Consider the following 16,955-nt stretch of genomic DNA (forward strand, 5'->3'; position numbering starts at 1 on the left):
CGCGATCAGGATCACACCTCGGCGTAGGCGGGCGCGGGCACGGCGGCGGCAGCGGCCTCGGCGGGTCGGCGCACGTATACCGCCCAGGTGACCGTGAAGCACACCGCGTAGCAGGCGAGGAACGCCGCGAAGGCGGTGGTGCCGGTGCCCGCGGTCTGGAAGGACTGCCGGAAGGCGAGGTTGATGGCGAGCCCGCCGAGCGCGCCGACCGCCCCGATGAGCCCCATGGCCGCCCCCGAGAGCCGCCGCCCGTGGGCCGCGGCGGCCTCCCCCACAAGCCCCCGCGCGAGGGCCTTGGCCTGGAAGATGCCGGGGATCATCTTGTAGGTGGAGCCGTTGCCGAGCCCGCTGAGCACGAACAGGGCGATGAAGCCGGTGAGGAAGACGGGCAGCGATTTCTGGACGGAGGCGTACAGGACGACTCCGGTGGCGGCGGCCATCGCGGCGAAGTTCCACAGGGTGATGCGGGCGCCCCCGTACCGGTCGGCGAGCCGGCCGCCGACGGGGCGGATCACGGAGCCGAGCAGCGGACCGATGAAGGTGAGCGAGGCGGCCTGCAGGGGGGTGCGCCCGAACTGAGTCTGCAGGACCAGGCCGAAGGCGAAGCTGTAGCCGATGAAGGAGCCGAAGGTCCCGACGTAGAGCAGCGCCATGATCCAGGTGTGCCCGTCCCGCAGCGCCTCCTTGGCGGCGCCGGCGTCGTTGCGTACCGGCGCCAGGTTGTCCATCCGCAGGGCGGCGCCAAGGGCGGCGAGCACGATCAGCGGCAGGTAGACGGCGAGCACGATGCGCGGGTGGGTGGCGCCCGCGGTGGAGATGACGAGGAGCCCGACGAGCTGCACCACCGGTACGCCGATGTTGCCGCCGCCCGCGTTGAGCCCCAGCGCCCAGCCCTTCTTGCGGAGCGGGAAGAAGGCGTTGATGTTGGTCATCGAGGAGGCGAAGTTGCCGCCGCCGATCCCGGCGAGCGCGGCGACGAGCAGGAAGGTGGTGTACGAGGTGCCCGGCTGCATGGCGAGGTAGGCGGCGACGGCCGGCACGAGCAGCAGCAGGGCGCTGATGACGGTCCAGTTGCGGCCGCCGAAGCGGGCCACGGCGAAGGTGTACGGGATACGGGCCAGCGCGCCGACGAGGGTCGCCACGGAGATCAGGAAGAACTTGCCCGCCGGGTCCACGCCGTACCCGGGTCCCATGAAGAGCACCATGACCGACCACAGGCTCCAGATGGAGAACCCGATGTGTTCGGAGAACACGGACAGATACAGGTTGCGGCGGGCGACGCGCTCACCGGTCTCCCGCCAGAAGGTGTCGTCCTCCGGCTCCCACCGCTCGATCCAACGGCCAGCCATCATGCCTCCACGGTCGGTTGCGTCTCGTGGAAGCGACCGTAGGGACGGGGGGTTTCGGCCGCGTGCCGCCGGGTGACCGGGGTGCAACCTTGTCTTCACGGGTGCCGGGCGGCGGCGGTGAGACCGCCGCCCCGCTGCGTCAGAAACAGGCTCTCAGGCGGGCCAGAGCCTCGGGCGGCGCTTGGCCGCCACGTCCTCGACCCAGCCGAAGCACAGCACGCACAGGCCGATCAGGAGCCAGGTCACGACGAGTACCGGCCACGAGCTGTTGAGGAACTTCCCGGCGCCCGCCAGCGCGGGGATGCGCCACAGGTCGTCCCAGAGGGTGGCGGCGACCAGGATGCACAGGTTGTGCCACAGGTAGACCGTCACGGCACGGGAGTTGAGCAGGGTGATCAGCCGGTCCCAGCGGCGCAGCGGGGCCGGCCACTGGGCCCACGAGGGGCTGATGTGCAGCAGCAGGAGCACCGCGCCGAGCGACCACAGGGTCTGCGCGAGCGGGATCGAGTCGAGCTCGGTGTTCCCGGTGACCGAGAACCCGCCGTGCACGGCCCACCAGTAGCCCGCGGCCATCACGAACGGGGCGAGCGAGGGCACCACGTACTTCGGCAGCCGCCGCAGGACGCCCTCCTGGTGTGCCATGCCGAGGACCCAGCAGGCGCCGAAGGTGGCGAAGTCGGTGAGCGTGGAGTCGACGCGCCGGGGCAGCCCGAGGTTCACGGACTCCAGGAGCGCGGCGAGTGCGACGGGAGCCAGGATCGTCGGCCAGGCGATGCGCCGCAGCAGGGTGCGGAAGAGCGGCGAGAGCAGCACGAACCACAGGTAGGCGCGCAGGTACCAGAGCGGTTCGGCGAGGTTGGCGCCCCAGTTCTCGCCGAGTACGCCGTGGATGCCGGGCAGCCCGGCCGCGTACGGCGGATCGCTGAGCGGGAGGATCCAGAACAGCAGGCGCCCCCACCACCAGGCGGGGTGCCCGTCGGTGTCGGGGCCCCAGCCCTGGGCCAGCATGCCGGTGATGCCGACCGCGCCGAGCAGCCACATCGGCGGCAGCAGGCGGCGCAGCCGGCCGCGGACGACCTGCACGGCGGGCCGCTTGAGGGAGCGCGCCATCAGGTTTCCGGCGAGCGCGAACATCACGCCCATCGAGGGGAAGGCGAGCGGCAGCCAGGCCCAGCCCATCAGGTGGTAGAGCACCACCCGGAACAGGGCGAGGGCGCGCAGGAAGTCGAAGTACCGGTCGCGGGCGGGCGGCCGGGGCGCCGGTGCGGCGGGCGCCGCCGCACCGGGGACGTGCACGTACGAGGTCATACCGCGGGCTTCCGCTCGGTGCCGCGGCCCGTCGGGCCGCCGGGCGCCTCGACCGCTCCGGTGCGGCGCAGCTTCTGCCAGCGCAGCCGGCCGCCGGTCACCGCGGTGATCCAGGACTGGAGCAGCACGACGTACATCAACTGCCGGTACAGGACCTGCTGGAGCGGCAGCGACAGCAGATGGGTCAGGCGCTCCTTGTCGAGCCGGAAGGCGTAGGCGGCGCAGACCGCCTGGATCAGGAGCACACCGAGCCAGGCCAGGATCGTCTGCTCGGTCTTGCCGAAGACGATCCCGTACAGCAGGAAGATGTCGATGAGCGGGGCGAGCAGCGGGGCGACCACCATGAACAGCGCCACCAGCGGCAGGCCGACGCGGCCGAAGCGGCCGGAGGCGCCGCGGTCCCTGAAGGCGCCGCGGTGCTTCCAGATCGCCTGCATCGTGCCGTACGACCAGCGGTAGCGCTGCGACCAGAGCTGCTGGACGGATTCGGGGGCCTCGGTCCAGGCGCGGGCGTTCTCGGCGTAGACCACCCGCCAGCCGTCGCGGTGGATCGCCATGGTGATGTCGGTGTCCTCGGCGAGGGTGTCCTCGCTCATGCCGCCGACCCGCTCCAGGGCTTGCCTGCGGAAGGCGCCGATCGCGCCGGGGATGGTGGGCATGATGCCCATCAGGTCGTACATGCGGCGGTCGAGGTTGAAGCCCATCACGTACTCGATGTGCTGCCAGGCGCCGATGAGCGAGTCCCGGTTGCCGACCTTGGCGTTGCCGGCGACGGCGCCGACACGCAGGTTGCCGAAGGGCTGCACGAGTTCGCGCACGGTGGTCGGTTCGAAGACGGTGTCGCCGTCCATCATCACGACGATCTCGTAACGGGCGTGCGCGATCCCGTTGTTGAGGGCGGCGGGCTTGCCCGAGTTCTCCTGGCGTACCACGCGCACATTGGGCAGGCGGAGCGCCTCCACGATGTCGGCGGTGCCGTCGGTCGAACCGTCGTCGATGACGATCACTTCGATCGGATGATCGCTCGCCATGAGCGAACGAACGGTGTTGGCGATGCATTCGCGTTCGTTGTACGCGGGCACGAGGACCGAGACCGGTTCGGTGACCGGCGGGCCCCACTGGAAGTCGCGCTTGCGGACCCTGCGGGCGTGCACGAAGGAGAGCACCAGCATCAGGCCGAAGCGGGTGAAGACCAGCACGCCGACGATGGCGAGGCCGACGACCAGGATGTCGGTGATGTGCTCGGCGACCTGGACGGCGCCGACGAACGCCTCGCCCTTCCACAGGTCCATGCCGCTGACCGGGGTCAGCGCGCTCGGCGCGCCGAGCGCGTCGGTGAGGTTGACGAAGGTGTAGCCCGACTCCTGCATGTCCGGCAGGAACTTGTCGAGCGCGGCCACGGTCTGCGAGCGGTCGCCGCCGAAGTCGTGCATCAGGACGATGGCGCCCTTGTTGTCCTGCGGGGTGGCGTTGTGGATGATCTTCTTCACCCCCGGCCGCTGCCAGTCCTCGCTGTCGGTGGAGTCGAGCGCCACGATGTAGCCGCGGCTGCCGACGTACTGGACGACCGGCCAGGTGTCGTTGTCGATGGCGTCGGCGAAGGAGGAGTACGGCGGCCGGAACAGCGAGCTGTGGACACCGGCGGCGCCCGCGAGGGCGAGCTGGTTCTCCGCGAGCTCACGGTCGATCCGCGACGTCGACTGGTAGGACAGGTCGGGGTGGTTGAAGGTGTGCAGACCGACCTCGTGGCCCTCGGCGACCATGCGCTTGATGAGGTCCGGGTAGCGCGAGGCGTTGGTTCCGGTGACGAAGAAGACGGCGTGCGCGTGGTACTTCTTCAGCTCGTCCAGGACCTTCGGCGTCCAGGTGGGGTCCGGGCCGTCGTCGAAGGTGAGGACCACCTTGTGGTCCGGTATCTGCAGGCTGACCGGCTTGCCGGGGTTGCGCGCGTCGATCACCGGCCCGCCGTCGATGATCTTGTCGGGCACCTTGTCGGTGGGTGCGGGGTCGCGGACGCGGTGGTCGGCGGATATCTCGCTGTGCACATAGCCGCGCAGCATGAGCATGGCGACGAGTGCGACGAGGAGCAGCAGCGGCAGCAGGTACCGCATGGGCAGCCGCTTGCGCCGCGGGGCCCGCGGCTTGGCCTGGGTGGTTCGCATGGGAGGTGTCGTTACGCCTTCGGGGCCGGTACGCCGTGGATGCCGTACGGGGTTGGTGCTCAGGGCCGGTGTCCGGGCCGCGTCCTGGCGGGGCCCGGACCCGCGGTGGTCAGATGCGGATCTTGTCCGGGGAGGGGAGGGCCGTCAGCGCCGACGGCTTGTGGGAGGCGCCGGCGCTCGGGGAGCTCTTCCCCGTCGGGCTGTGGTGCGGGCTGGGGCTGCCGCTCGGGGAGTGCGCCGGCTTGGACGCCTTGTGCGCGGGCGCCTTCGACGCGCTGTGCGCGGGGACGCTTTCCTTCGGCGGCGCCTTGGACTCGGGGGCCTTCGACGCCGGCGCCTGCGAGGCGGGGGCCTTGGGCGAGGCCGTCGCGGCACTGGGCTTGCTGCCCTCGGGCAGCGTCAGACCGGGGGCGCGGGCGCTGACGCCGAGCAGGGAGCCGACGAGGGCCACGGCGAAACCGGTGCAGGCGAGCCCGAAGATCCAGCCGAGCCAGCGCACCTTCTTGCCGCGCCGCCCGCTGGCGTCGACGAACACCGGCCCGTCGCCGCCCTGCTGGGCCGGGACGACCGGCAGCGGCGCGGCGGGCTGGGCGGCCAGGATGTTCGGGACCGTGGCCGTCCGGGTGATGTCCGGGGCCGCGGTCCGCTGGACCGGTACCGGCTTGGTCAACTGCTCTGCGAAGACGCCGAGTTGCATCGTCGCGTCGCGCGATGCGCGCTCGTCCGCTGGCCGGGCGTCGCCAAGCTGTCCGCCCGGCCCGCCCGATATCCGACTGTCCATTTCCGTACGCACTCCCTGAATGTGTTTCGCGGGTAGCGCGCACGACTCTCGGGGCACCGCCTCCGGAACGGGGAAACCCCACCCGTTCCGGGCGCCCCCACTATCCCGCCGCACCCGGGCGATGAATGTAGCGCACGAGCCTGAGACATGTGGCCACGTATCGCGTGAAGTTCACATCGAGCCCCCCACATGCGGGGCATTGCCCACCATCAGGGACATGTCGGCCTCCGGCAGCCAACTCCCGGCGGGCCGCTCCAGCCAGCCGTGCTCCGCGGCGGCCCCGGCCGCGACCCGCCGCAGCGCCGTCACGCCGGGATGGGTCAGCCCCCGGCGCCACACCAGGGAGACCGGCGCGAGCGGTACGGGCCCGGTCAGCGGGCGTACGACCATGCCCGGCACGGCCATGAACTCGGTGCTGGCGAGCACCGACCAGCCCTGTTTGCGCACCACCCGGACGAACTCCTCCTCCCCCGCGATCTCCGGGAACGGCGCGGCCGCCCGGATGCCGCGTCCCGCGAAGAGCCGCTCGGCGAGGTCGGTCCACTCGGCGGTGGCCGGATTGCCCGCCGCCACGTACAGCGTCTCGCCTGCCAGCGCGTCCAGCGGCACCTCGGCCAGACCCGCGAGCCGGTGCTCCTCGGGCAGCAGCACCGCCATCCGCTCGTACCGCACCGGCTGGTGGCCGAGCCCGGCGAGCAGCGCCGGGTCGAGCCCGGCCACCCGGCCGAAGGAGACGTCGAGCCGCCCGGCGGTGATCTCGGCTGCGGCGCCCGTGAGCCCGCTGATGAAGCGGGCCACGAATTCGACCCCGGGGGCTTGTTGGCGGGCCGCGGCGAGCACCCGCGCACCGGTGCCGACGGGCGCCGAGATGTCCACGAGCAGCGGCCGCGCGGCGCCTTCGGCGGCCCAGGCGGTGCGCAGTTCGTCGTGGGCGGCGAGCACCCTGCGGGCGTACGGCAGCAGCCGCGCCCCGTCCGCCGTCAGGGACACGGTGCGGGTGGTGCGAACGAAGAGGTCGGCGCCCAACTCCCGTTCCAGGCGCCGGATGTCGCGGCTCAGCGCCTGCTGGGCGACGAACAGCCGGGCGGCGGCCCGGGTGAAGTGCAGCTCCTCGGCGGTCGCGGCGAAGGCGCGCAGCAGCCGGGGGTCGATGTCGTGGGGCACTCGCGGCAGTCAACAGCATCACGGGCGTTGACAACAAGAGTGGGTGAATGACCGCTGATCAGGTGTTGGACCGCTTCGCCCGGCTCCCGGAAGGATCGTGGACATGCCGCAACCGACCCCGCTCACCCGCCGCCCGAATCCGTACATACGCCTGTTCCGCACCCCCGGCGCCCGCGCCTTCACCCTCGGCAACCTCATCGCCCGGCTCCCCATGGGCATGTTCAGCGTCAGCGCCGTGATCATGATCGCGGGTTCGCGCGGCTCGTACGCCCTTGCCGGTGCGGTCACCGCGACCGGACTCGCCGCGACCGCCCTGGTCGCCCCGTGGACGGCCCGGCTCGTGGACCGGCACGGCCAGGCCCGAATCGCCGTACCGGCCACGGTGGTCGCGGTGCTCGGCTCGCTCGCGCTGCTCCTGTGCGTGCACTTCGGCGCCCCCGACTGGACCCTGTTCGCCGGGTACGCCGCGACCGCCACCACCCCCAACACCGGCGGCCTGTCCCGCGCCCGCTGGGCCCATCTGCACCGCGAGGACCCGGCGGCCCTGCACACCGCCAACTCCTTCGAGCAGGCCGCCGACGAACTCTGCTTCATGCTGGGCCCGGTCGCCGCCGCGTTCCTCTGCTCGGCCCTCTTCCCCGAGGCCGGCACGCTGGCCGGGGCGGTCCTGCTGATGACGGGCATGCTGCTCTTCGCCGCCCAGCGCACCACCGAGCCGCCCACCGCACCCCGTACGACGTCCACCAAGTCCCCGGTCCGCGCACGGGGGTTCGCCCCGCTGCTCGCGGTCTTCCTCGCCACCGGCGCGGTGTTCGGCTCCCTGGAAGTGGTGACCCTCGCGTACGCCGCCGGGCTCGGCCACGCCTCGGCGGCGGGCCCGGTGCTCGCCCTCCAGGCAGCCGGGTCCTGCGTCGCCGGGCTCCTGTACGGATCGGCGCGCCCGGCACGGAGCGTGCCCCGGCGGCTCATCGCCTGCGTCGCGGCCATGGCGGCGCTGATGTGCCTGCCGCTGCTCGCGGCGCGGACCACCGGCTCGCTCGCGGTGCTCGCGGCCGCTCTGCTGTGCGCGGGCGCGGCCACCGCGCCGACGATGGTCACCGGCATGACGCTGGTCCAGCGCCGCACCCCCGAGGGGCAGTTGAACGAGGGCATGACCCTCGCCGTCACCGCGATCCTGGGCGGCATCGCGGCCGGTTCCGCGACCGGCGGCCAGGTCGTCGAGCAAGCGGGCGCCGCGATGGGCTACTTGGTCCCGGTCTGCGCGGCGGCGCTCGCCCTGGTGGTGTGTGCCTGGGGACACGGGCGGTACTCTGCACCGCCCCGATGAGAAGCGGGGCGTCCCCCTCCGCTTGAGTGTCCGGCCTGTGAATGTCCGGCGTATCAGGAAAGGCCCGTCCCCATGGCCATGAAGAAGTCGACCATCCAGCAGCAGGTCGCCGAAGCGATCATGCAGGCCAATCCGCAGGACCGCCCGATCGTCACGATCCAGGCGATAGCGGGCCCCAGCGTCTGGCTGATGAGCCTTTTCGGCGTCATAGGCCAGGCTTTTCTGACGTATTACTTCGTCACCGTGACCCAGCAGGCCGTGCTGCTGCACCGGGCCAGCCGGATGAGCAACCGCCCGCAGGAGATCGTCTTCGCGATCCCGCCGGCCGAGGCGATGCAGATGATCGGCGAGGTCAAGCGGGGCGCCCTCTGGAGCTCGTTCCGCTGCCAGCTGCCCGGTCGGGCCAAGCCGACCCGCATGAACGTGCACCGCCTCTGGCGCAACGAGATGGACCAGCTCCTCGGCATGCTGACCGGCCGCCCTGTCGCCTGAGTACGACCCCGAGCACGACAAAGGCCCGGTCGCTCGAAAGCAACCGGGCCTCTGCCTCACATGGGAATTGTGGAGATGGCGGGAATCGAACCCGCGTCCAACGGTGCAAAAACAGGGCTTCTCCGTGTGCAGTTCGCTGCGATTTTCTCGGCCCCGGCAATCACGCGAACAAGTCGCCGACGGGCCCAGTCACTGTTTGATTTCCTCCTAGGCCCCGTGACCGGGTCTAGAAGTTTAGTTCCCTAGCTGATGCCAGGATCCGGGTCGGGAACAGCCCCGGGCTGACACTTCGCAAGTCGCTACTTAGGCAGCGAGGGCGAAGGAATCGCGCTTGGTGTTGGCGATTATTGTTTGCGACATATGGTTTACGAGATCATTGCCGCTTCCTCGACACGCTTCCCCTGCTTCGACATCCGCTGTCGAAACCGATCATCCCCATGTTGTGTTTTCAAAACGTACACCTTCTGTGAGGTGCACGGCCCATCGTACGTGACCGACGCCCGAGGGGGCCAGCCTATTCCGCGCGGTGCTGACGGAGGCTGGCCCGCTCCTTCCGCTTGACCGCCGAGATGGCCCGGTCCGTCTCGCGCCGGTCCTGCTTCTCGCGCAGCGTCTGGCGCTTGTCGTACTCCTTCTTGCCCTTCGCCAGCGCGATCTCGATCTTGGCTCGGCCGTCCTTGAAGTAGAGCGCGAGGGGCACGATCGTGTGACCCGACTCCCCCGACTTCGACTCCAGCTTGTCGATCTCGACCCGGTGCAGCAGCAGCTTCCGCTTGCGCCGCGCGCTGTGGTTGGTCCAGGTGCCCTGGGCGTACTCCGGCACGTGCACGTTGTGCAGCCAGGCCTCGCCCCCGTCGATCTGCACGAACCCGTCGACCAGCGAGGCCCGGCCCTGGCGCAGCGACTTCACCTCGGTGCCGGTCAGCACCAGACCGCACTCGTAGGTGTCGATGATGAGGTAGTCGTGCCGTGCCTTCTTGTTCTGCGCGACCAGCTTGCGCTTGCTGTCCTTCTCTTTGTCCTTGCCCGTGTTCTTAACCATAGTGCGGCCATTTTCGCACCTTGGCGCAACAGGTTTAAGACGTGCCGCCCAGGCCGCTCAGCACGGTCTCGGCGTGCTGGAGGGGCTGGTCGGTGACCGGCAGGTCGGGGGTGATGCCCTTGCCGTCGAGCCCGTGGCCCGCGGGGGTGCGGTAGTGGCCGACGGTCAGCTCGGCGACCGAGCCGCCCGGGAGGCCGGTGGGCATCTGGACCGACCCCTTGCCGAAGGTGCGCGAGCCGACGGTGACCGCTCTGCCGCGGTCCTGCAGCGCGCCGGTGAGCAGTTCGGCCGCGCTCATGGTGCCGCCGTCGATCAGCACGACCAGGGGTCTCGCGGTGCCCTCGTCGTCGGCCGCGTACAGCGCCCGCTGCTTGCCGTGCACGTCGTACGTGGCGACGAGACCGCCGTCGAGGAAGGCGGAGGCGGCGGTGACGGCCTCGGTGACCAGGCCGCCGCTGTTGCCGCGCAGGTCGAGCAGGATCCCGGCGTCCTTCGGGGCCTGGCGCACCGCGGACCGTACCCGCTCGCCGGAGCCCTTGGTGAAGGCCGCCACCTTGATCATCACGGCCTGGGCGGAGAGGTTCTGGACGGTGACGGCCTCGGTGTCCAGGACCGCCCGGTCGAGCGTCCGGTTCCAGCTTCGGGTGCCGCGCTGGAGGGTGACGACGACCTTGCTGCCGGCCGCGTCGCCGCGCAGCCGGGCGACCACGTCGGTGACGGGCTGCCCGTCGGCCGCCCATCCGTCGACGGCGCGCAGGACGTCACCCGCTTCGATGCCGGCGCGGGCGGCGGGCCCGTCGGTCTTGACCCCCGTCACCGCGATCCGCCCGTCGCCGGTGCGCCCGACCCAGAGCCCGACGCCGGTGTAGCGGCCGTCGAGGGCGGCGACGTACTGCTCGTACTGCGCCTTGTCGTACACCGCGCCCCAGCGGTCGCCGCTGCGGCCGACGGCCTCCTCGGCGGCGCGGTCGGGGGACGTGCCGTCGGCCTCGGCGCGGGCGGCCGCCCGGGACACGTCGTCGGCGGTGCGGTCCGCGCCGCGCGCCGGGTGCGCCGCGCGCGCGTCGAGGGCCGCGGCGGCCGGTAACGCGGCCGGGCTCTGCTCTGCGCGCGGCAGGCAGTCGGCCGCGGCAGCGGTCGCGAGGACGCCCGCGAAGACCAAGGCCAGAGCCGCCCCGCGGCGCACGCCGCGGGACCTGGGACAGAAGTCCGGACCCGACATGGCGCCGAGTCTAGGACAAACGTCGGGCGCCGTAGGGGTGTTGCTCCTACGGCGCCCGGGGCGTATGTCACACGCGGGGTCAGACCTTGAGGTACTTGCGGAGCGCCAGGAAGGCCGCCACGGCGGGCATCAGGACGCTGGAGGCGAGCACCAGCGGAAGCTTCGCCAGCACCGCGTTCCAGCCGATGAACTTGATCAGACTCAGGTTCTGCGCCAGCGACATGCCGTGATCGATTATGAAGTAGCGCGCCATGACGAGGAGTCCGGCCGCCCCGATGCCGCCGAGCAGTCCGGCGAACGCGGCCTCCATGATGAACGGCGCCTGGATGTAGAAGCTGGACGCACCCACCAGCCGCATGATGCCGGTCTCCCGGCGACGGCTGAACGCGGAGACCCGGACCGTGTTCACGATCAGCATCACGGCGACGATCAGCATGATCGTCATGACCGCGAGGGCCGCCGCGTTCATGCCATTGAGGATCTTGAAGAGGGTGTCCAGGGTGCCGCGCTGGTCCTGCACCGACTCGATGCCGTCCCGGCCCGCGAAGGCGGTCGCGACCACCTTGTACTTCTGCGGGTCCTTCAGCTTCACGCGGAACGACTCGGGCATCTGGTCGGGGGTGATGGAACTGGCCATCGGGGTGCTGCCGTACTGGTCCTTGTAGTGCTTGTACGCCTCGTCCTGCGACTCGTACACCACGCTCTGGACGATGTCGAGCTTCTTGAGGTCGGCCTCGATGTCCTTCTTCTGCTGGGCCGTCACGGCGCCCTTGGCGCACCGGGTGACGCTCTCGGCGTCCGCCTTGTTGCAGAGGAAGAGGGAGACGTTGACCTTGTCGTACCAGTAGTCCTTCATGCTGTTGACCTGGTCCCGCATCAGCAGCGTCCCGCCGAACAGGGCGAGGGACAGGGCGACCGAGACGACGACGGCGATCGTCATGGTCAGGTTGCGGCGGAGACCGACCCCGATCTCCGAGAGAACGAACTGAGCGCGCATGGCGACGATTTCAGCCTTTCAGTGCTCGACGAGTGCTCTACGGCGCTCAGTGCTGGTAGCCGTAGACGCCGCGCGCCTGGTCGCGTACGAGGCGGCCGGACTCCAGCTCGATGACGCGCTTGCGCATCTGGTCGACGATGTTCTGGTCGTGGGTCGCCATGATGACGGTGGTACCGGTCCGGTTGATCCGGTCGAGCAGCTTCATGATGCCGACGGAGGTCTGCGGGTCGAGGTTGCCGGTCGGTTCGTCCGCGATGAGCAGCATGGGCCGGTTGACGAAGGCGCGCGCGATCGCCACGCGCTGCTGCTCACCACCGGAGAGCTCACCGGGCCTGCGGTCCTCCTTGCCGCCGAGCCCGACGAGGTCGAGCACCTGCGGAACGGCCTTGCGGATCTCGCCGCGCGGCTTGCCGATGACCTCCTGGGCGAACGCGACGTTCTCCGCGACGGTCTTGTTGGGGAGCAGCCGGAAGTCCTGGAATACCGTGCCCAGTTGGCGCCGCATGTGCGGCACCTTCCAGTTGGACAGCCGGGCCAGGTCCTTGCCGAGCACATGCACCTGCCCGTGGCTGGCGCGCTCTTCACGCAGGACGAGCCTCAGAAAGGTCGACTTCCCGGAACCGGACGAGCCGACAAGGAAGACGAACTCCCCCTTCTCGATGTCGAGGGAGACTTCCCGCAGGGCTGGTCGGTTCTGCTTGGGATAGGTCTTGGAGACATTGTCGAATCGGATCACGGGTGCACCACGGGTCGGCCGGGAGTATAGGTGTGCGTGACCTTACGCGAACCGGACGAGGGCGCGCAGGCCACGTCCGGGGATGCCCCTTATGTCCCATGGGTTGCGGGTCCGGGACCGGGATGAATCAGGCGGCGCGCGCCGAAACGCGCGGGAGCTGGCACAGTGGTAGGGGGAACGGTTGCGTTTCCCTGAGCGTTGAGCGGAGAGATAGCGGGTTGATGGCTGTATGCGCCGGCTCCGCCGCGCGGGAGGAGGAGAGCGCATGACCTATGACCGATTGGTGTGCGCCAACTGCGCGGCGCCTGTGAGTGAGGGCCGCTGCCGCGTATGCCGGGCGAACCGGGAGCGCCTGCAGCAGGAGACCAACCCGTGGGCGTCCCTGAGCCCAGCGGCGCTGCTGACCCTGCTGATAGTGCTGGTGGGAGCACTGGCCCTGCTGGCCCACTAGACCGCCTGAACCGCGGTCCGTACGCGTAGCGGGCCCCGGGTGCTGGATGGCACCCGGGGCCCTCTTGCGTACCGCTTGCTGCTTACTGCCTGCTACTTACCGCTCACTGCTTACGCGACGTTACGACCGCTGACGAAACGCGGCATGAGGCGGAAGCCGACGCCACCCGCGATCATGGTCGCGGCGCCGATGAGCAGGAACGTGGTCCCGCCCGCACCGGTGGCGGCCAGCTGCTCCTTGGGCTTGCCCTGCTCGACCGGCTGCGACCCGAGGGTGTCGGGGTTGGTGCCGGTGTTGCCGGTGGTGCCGGTCGTGCCCGTGGAACCCGTGGTGCCGGTGGAACCCGTCGAGCCGGTGCTGCCGGTCGAGCCGGTGGAGCCCGTCGAGCCCGTGGAGCCGGTGCTGCCGGTCGAGCCGGTGGAGCCCGTGGAACCGGTCGAGCCCGTGCTGCCCGTCGAGCCGGTGGACCCGGTGCTGCCGGTCGAGCCCGTGGAACCGGAGGTCGTGGAACCGGTCGAACCAGTCGAACCGGTCGAACCGGAAGTGGTGGAACCGGTCGAGCTCGTGGAACCAGTCGAACCGGAGGTCGTGGAACCGGTCGAGCTGGTCGAACCAGTCGAACCGGAAGTGGTCGAGCCGGTCGAGCTGGTCGAACCAGTCGAACCGGAAGTGGTCGAGCCGGTCGAGCTGGTCGAACCAGTCGAACCGGAAGTGGTGGAACCGGTCGAGCTGGTCGAACCAGTCGAACCGGAAGTGGTGGAACCGGTCGAGCTCGTGGAACCAGTCGAACCAGAGGTCGTGGAACCGGTCGAGCTCGTGGAACCAGTCGAACCAGAGGTGGTGTCACCCGTGGTGCCGGTGGACGTGGAACCGGACGAGTCCGAACCGCCCGTGGTGCAGATCGGCGAGGTGGGGTTGTCGCAGGGCGAGCCGAGGGTCGCCTTGGTGCTGGTCCCACCGCTCACGGAGTCGCCACCGACGGCCTGGGCCGCCCCCGCCGCGGTCAGCGACGCGCCGGCGGCAATCACCGCACCGGCTGCTATCCGCGCGACGCGGATCCGCGTGTTCTTGGTCATCTGCTTGCTACCCCCAGTAGCTGTCTCGTCATGGAGCAGCGCCCGGGGCGGCAACGCCGGGGGAGCAATGGGGCCCCTCCCCTGTCACACGCGCCCCAGAATTACGCATGCCGCGCGTTAGCTTTGCCAGTTTTAAAGATGGCGTCAAGGCCGTTGCGTACGCGATGCCCGAAATAACCCAACTTGCCTGGCGTACGGGAATACGACTGTGACAGAAGACCGGAACTGGCCCCTCCCGCAGGCGAGTTCCGATGTCGACAAAGCGCCGAGTCGCCCATATCCCCGCTTGCGCCCGCGAATTCACATGAGGGCGAGACGCGGCGACGCCGGGTCCCGAACCAGGGACCCGGCGACGCCGTCTGCGTACGGAGGTCGTACGGGGGTTACTTCTCCTGCTGCTTGCGCCAGCGGATGCCCGCTTCCAGGAAGCCGTCGATCTCGCCGTCGAGGACCGCCTGCGGGTTGCCGACCTCGAACTCGGTGCGGAGGTCCTTGACCATCTGGTACGGGTGCAGGACGTACGAACGCATCTGGTTGCCCCAGGAGTTGCCGCCGTCGCCCTTGAGGGAGTCCATCAGCGCCTGCTCCTCCTGGCGGCGGCGCTCAAGGAGCTTGGCCTGGAGGACGTTCATCGCGCTCGCCTTGTTCTGGATCTGCGAGCGCTCGTTCTGGCAGGAGACGACGATGCCGGTGGGGAGGTGGGTGATGCGGACCGCGGAGTCCGTGGTGTTGACGCCCTGGCCGCCCGGGCCCGACGCGCGGTACACGTCGATGCGCAGCTCGGACTCGTCGATCTCGACGTGGTCGGACTGCTCGACCACCGGCAGCACCTCGACGCCCGCGAAGGACGTCTGGCGGCGGCCCTGGTTGTCGAAGGGCGAGATGCGGACCAGGCGGTGCGTGCCCTGCTCCACGGAGAGCGTGCCGTAGGCGTAGGGCGCGTTGACGACGAAGGTGGTCGACTTGATGCCGGCCTCTTCTGCGTACGAGGTCTCGTAAACCTCGGTCTTGTAGCCGTGCCGCTCGGCCCAGCGCAGGTACATGCGCTGGAGGCGCTCGGCGAAGTCGGAGGCGTCGACGCCGCCGGCCTCGGCGCGGATGTTGACCAGCGCCTCACGGGCGTCGTACTCGCCGGACAGGAGGGTACGGACCTCCATCTCGTCCAGCGCCTTGCGCACCGACTCCAGCTCGGCCTCGGCCTCGGTCCGGGTGTCCGGGTCGTCCATCTCCTCGGCGAGCTCGAAGAGCACCCCGAGGTCGTCGATCCGGCCGCGCAGGGCCTCGGTCTTGCGCAGCTCCGCCTGGAGGTGCGACAGCTTGCTGGTGATCTTCTGCGCCGCCTCCGGGTCGTCCCACAGGGACGGGGCGGCCGCCTGCTCCTCAAGCACGGCGATGTCCGCCCGCATCTTGTCGAGGTCCAGGACGGCCTCGATCGACCCCATGGTCGAGGAGAGGGACTTCAGCTCTTCGGATACATCGACGACTGCCACGGGTCCAGCGTAACGGCTGCGCGCTCCGGCGTTCCCCGGGCCGTCTCCGCACCGCCGCCCTAGGGGACGACGGGCGCGGAGTTCTTGGTGTCCTGCGGCGGGTGCTGCTTGCCGGAGTCGTCGCTCAGGGCGAGCCAGCCGCCCACGCCGACGGCCGCCACGAGGACGACCGCCGCCGACGTCAGGACGAGACGGCGCTTGCGGACCTGGTCGGCGCGGTGGCGGGCCGAGCCGGGACGCGGGGCACCCGAGGAGCGGGGGGCGCGGGCGGTGCCCAGCGGGCCGCCGGCCAGCTCGTCGGGGGCGGGCACCCGCATGCTGGTGTGGGTGTCGCGGTTGGCGGAGTCGTGCGGCGCCCCGGGCACCAGGGGGACCGCGCCGCGGCGCGGGGCGGTGGGGGCGGTCGGGTACGGATCCTCGTACGCCTCCTCGTCCTCGGCCTCGTCCGCGTCCGGCTCGTCCACGTCGAGCGGGGGCATGCCGGCGACCAGGGGGAGCAGTTCGCGCAGCCGGACCGAGAGTTCGGAGGCGCGCAGGCGGGAGGCCGGGGCCTTGGCCAGGCACTGGACGATCAGCTGCCACAGCTCGTCCGGGATGCCGGGGAGCGGGACCACGGTCTCGGTCACATGGCGGCGCAGGACGGCGCCGGGGTGGCCGCCGCCGAACGGCGTGAAGCCGGCGAGCAGCTCGTACAGCACCGTCGCGAGGGCGTAGATGTCGACCGCGGCGCGCGGCGGGAGGCCCTCGACGATCTCCGGCGCCAGATAGTCCGGGGTGCCGATGATCCGCGTCGCCTTGGTGCGGCGCGGGGTGTCGATGAGCTTCGCGACGCCGAAGTCGGTGAGCAGGGCGGGGTGGGCGCCGCCGGGGCCGAGCGGGCCCTGCATGTCCAGGAGGATGTTCTCCGGCTTGACGTCCCGGTGGACGACGCCCGCCGCGTGGGCCGCGGCGAGGCCGTCGGCGACGTCCGCCGCGATGGCGACGGCCGCCTCGGGGGCGAGCCGGCGCTCGCGGTCCAGGCGGGTGCGGACGTCGGTGCCGCGGATCAGGTCCATGACCAGGGCGAGGTCGTTGCCGTCCACCACCAGGTCGCGCACGCCGACCACGTTGGGGTGGTCGAGGCCGAGCAGGGCGGTGCGCTCCTGGACGAAGCGGCCGACCAGCTCCTGATCAGCGGCCAGGTCCTCGCGCAGCAGCTTGATGGCGACGGGGCCCTCGGGGCCGTCGCCGAGCCACACCGTGCCGGCGCTGCCGCGGCCCAGGATCTGGTGGGCGGTGTACCGGCTGCCGATATTCCGTGCCAAGACTGCTCCCTCAGCGGCTGGCTGTGCACGCTGAGGCTACGCGGCCGGGACGCC

At 70.6% G+C, this 16,955-nt stretch carries 15 protein-coding genes and 1 other RNA gene; 4 read left to right on the plus strand and 12 right to left on the minus strand.

What is annotated here, in order from left to right; translation table 11 throughout:
* Nucleotides 1-11: 11 nt before the first annotated feature.
* The 5 genes from ACIBK6_RS03455 to ACIBK6_RS03475 all read right to left on the minus strand — a co-directional run bounded on the left by ACIBK6_RS03455 (nucleotide 12) and on the right by ACIBK6_RS03475 (nucleotide 6,764).
* Nucleotides 12-1,349: a nitrate/nitrite transporter gene (locus ACIBK6_RS03455; RefSeq protein WP_399048468.1), complete on the minus strand. Its 1,338-nt coding sequence runs from the start codon at nucleotides 1,347-1,349 to the stop codon at nucleotides 12-14.
* 153 nt (nucleotides 1,350-1,502) lie between these two features.
* On the minus strand, nucleotides 1,503-2,657 hold the full coding sequence (locus ACIBK6_RS03460) for an acyltransferase (RefSeq protein WP_399048339.1): 1,155 nt from the start codon (nucleotides 2,655-2,657) through the stop codon (nucleotides 1,503-1,505).
* Nucleotides 2,654-4,768 carry a bifunctional polysaccharide deacetylase/glycosyltransferase family 2 protein gene (locus tag ACIBK6_RS03465; RefSeq protein ID WP_399048469.1) on the minus strand — a complete coding sequence of 705 codons (2,115 nt, stop codon included), beginning with the start codon at nucleotides 4,766-4,768 and terminating at the stop codon, nucleotides 2,654-2,656. The genes ACIBK6_RS03460 and ACIBK6_RS03465 overlap by 4 nt, the downstream gene beginning before the upstream one ends.
* 160 nt (nucleotides 4,769-4,928) lie before the next feature.
* Nucleotides 4,929-5,600 (minus strand): hypothetical protein, encoded by a 672-nt coding sequence (locus ACIBK6_RS03470; RefSeq protein ID WP_399048340.1) that lies wholly within the window; start codon nucleotides 5,598-5,600, stop codon nucleotides 4,929-4,931.
* Nucleotides 5,601-5,771: 171 nt separating this feature from the next.
* Nucleotides 5,772-6,764: a LysR family transcriptional regulator gene (locus ACIBK6_RS03475; protein WP_399048341.1), complete on the minus strand. Its 993-nt coding sequence runs from the start codon at nucleotides 6,762-6,764 to the stop codon at nucleotides 5,772-5,774.
* Between the two features lie 103 nt (nucleotides 6,765-6,867).
* Between ACIBK6_RS03475 and ACIBK6_RS03480 the strand changes: the two genes are divergently transcribed.
* Nucleotides 6,868-8,091, plus strand: a complete 1,224-nt coding sequence (locus ACIBK6_RS03480) for an MFS transporter (RefSeq protein ID WP_399048343.1) — start codon at nucleotides 6,868-6,870, stop codon at nucleotides 8,089-8,091.
* A 72-nt stretch (nucleotides 8,092-8,163) separates the two neighbouring features.
* Nucleotides 8,164-8,583, plus strand: a complete 420-nt coding sequence (locus tag ACIBK6_RS03485) for a hypothetical protein (protein WP_399048345.1) — start codon at nucleotides 8,164-8,166, stop codon at nucleotides 8,581-8,583.
* 67 nt (nucleotides 8,584-8,650) lie between these two features.
* Here ACIBK6_RS03485 and ssrA read toward each other — a convergent pair.
* From ssrA to ftsE, 5 genes are all read right to left on the minus strand, one after another.
* Nucleotides 8,651-9,020: a transfer-messenger RNA gene (gene ssrA / locus ACIBK6_RS03490) on the minus strand.
* 77 nt (nucleotides 9,021-9,097) lie between these two features.
* Nucleotides 9,098-9,625, minus strand: a complete 528-nt coding sequence (smpB, locus tag ACIBK6_RS03495; protein ID WP_399048347.1) for an SsrA-binding protein SmpB — start codon at nucleotides 9,623-9,625, stop codon at nucleotides 9,098-9,100.
* Nucleotides 9,626-9,659: 34 nt separating this feature from the next.
* Nucleotides 9,660-10,847, minus strand: a complete 1,188-nt coding sequence (locus ACIBK6_RS03500; protein ID WP_399048349.1) for a S41 family peptidase — start codon at nucleotides 10,845-10,847, stop codon at nucleotides 9,660-9,662.
* 79 nt (nucleotides 10,848-10,926) lie between these two features.
* Nucleotides 10,927-11,844 carry a permease-like cell division protein FtsX gene (ftsX, locus tag ACIBK6_RS03505; protein ID WP_399048350.1) on the minus strand — a complete coding sequence of 306 codons (918 nt, stop codon included), beginning with the start codon at nucleotides 11,842-11,844 and terminating at the stop codon, nucleotides 10,927-10,929.
* 46 nt (nucleotides 11,845-11,890) lie between these two features.
* Nucleotides 11,891-12,580, minus strand: coding sequence for a cell division ATP-binding protein FtsE (gene ftsE, locus ACIBK6_RS03510; protein ID WP_053727228.1), 690 nt, complete (start codon nucleotides 12,578-12,580; stop codon nucleotides 11,891-11,893).
* 265 nt (nucleotides 12,581-12,845) lie between these two features.
* Here ftsE and ACIBK6_RS03515 point away from each other — a divergent pair, with 265 nt between their 5' ends.
* Nucleotides 12,846-13,031: a hypothetical protein gene (locus tag ACIBK6_RS03515; protein WP_399048352.1), complete on the plus strand. Its 186-nt coding sequence runs from the start codon at nucleotides 12,846-12,848 to the stop codon at nucleotides 13,029-13,031.
* 144 nt (nucleotides 13,032-13,175) lie between these two features.
* Nucleotides 13,176-14,228, plus strand: a complete 1,053-nt coding sequence (locus ACIBK6_RS03520) for a hypothetical protein (protein WP_399048354.1) — start codon at nucleotides 13,176-13,178, stop codon at nucleotides 14,226-14,228.
* A 262-nt stretch (nucleotides 14,229-14,490) separates the two neighbouring features.
* On the opposite strand, the gene prfB is transcribed toward ACIBK6_RS03520, so the two are convergent.
* Nucleotides 14,491-15,597 carry a peptide chain release factor 2 gene (gene prfB / locus ACIBK6_RS03525; RefSeq protein ID WP_399048356.1) on the minus strand — a complete coding sequence of 369 codons (1,107 nt, stop codon included), beginning with the start codon at nucleotides 15,595-15,597 and terminating at the stop codon, nucleotides 14,491-14,493.
* A 59-nt stretch (nucleotides 15,598-15,656) separates the two neighbouring features.
* Entirely contained in the window at nucleotides 15,657-16,901 is a 1,245-nt protein-coding gene (locus tag ACIBK6_RS03530) for a serine/threonine-protein kinase (RefSeq protein WP_399048358.1), read from the minus strand.
* Nucleotides 16,902-16,955: the final 54 nt, after the last annotated feature.

The sequence above is a fragment of the Streptomyces sp. NPDC050485 genome (assembly GCF_044458185.1).
GTDB lineage: Bacteria > Actinomycetota > Actinomycetes > Streptomycetales > Streptomycetaceae > Streptomyces.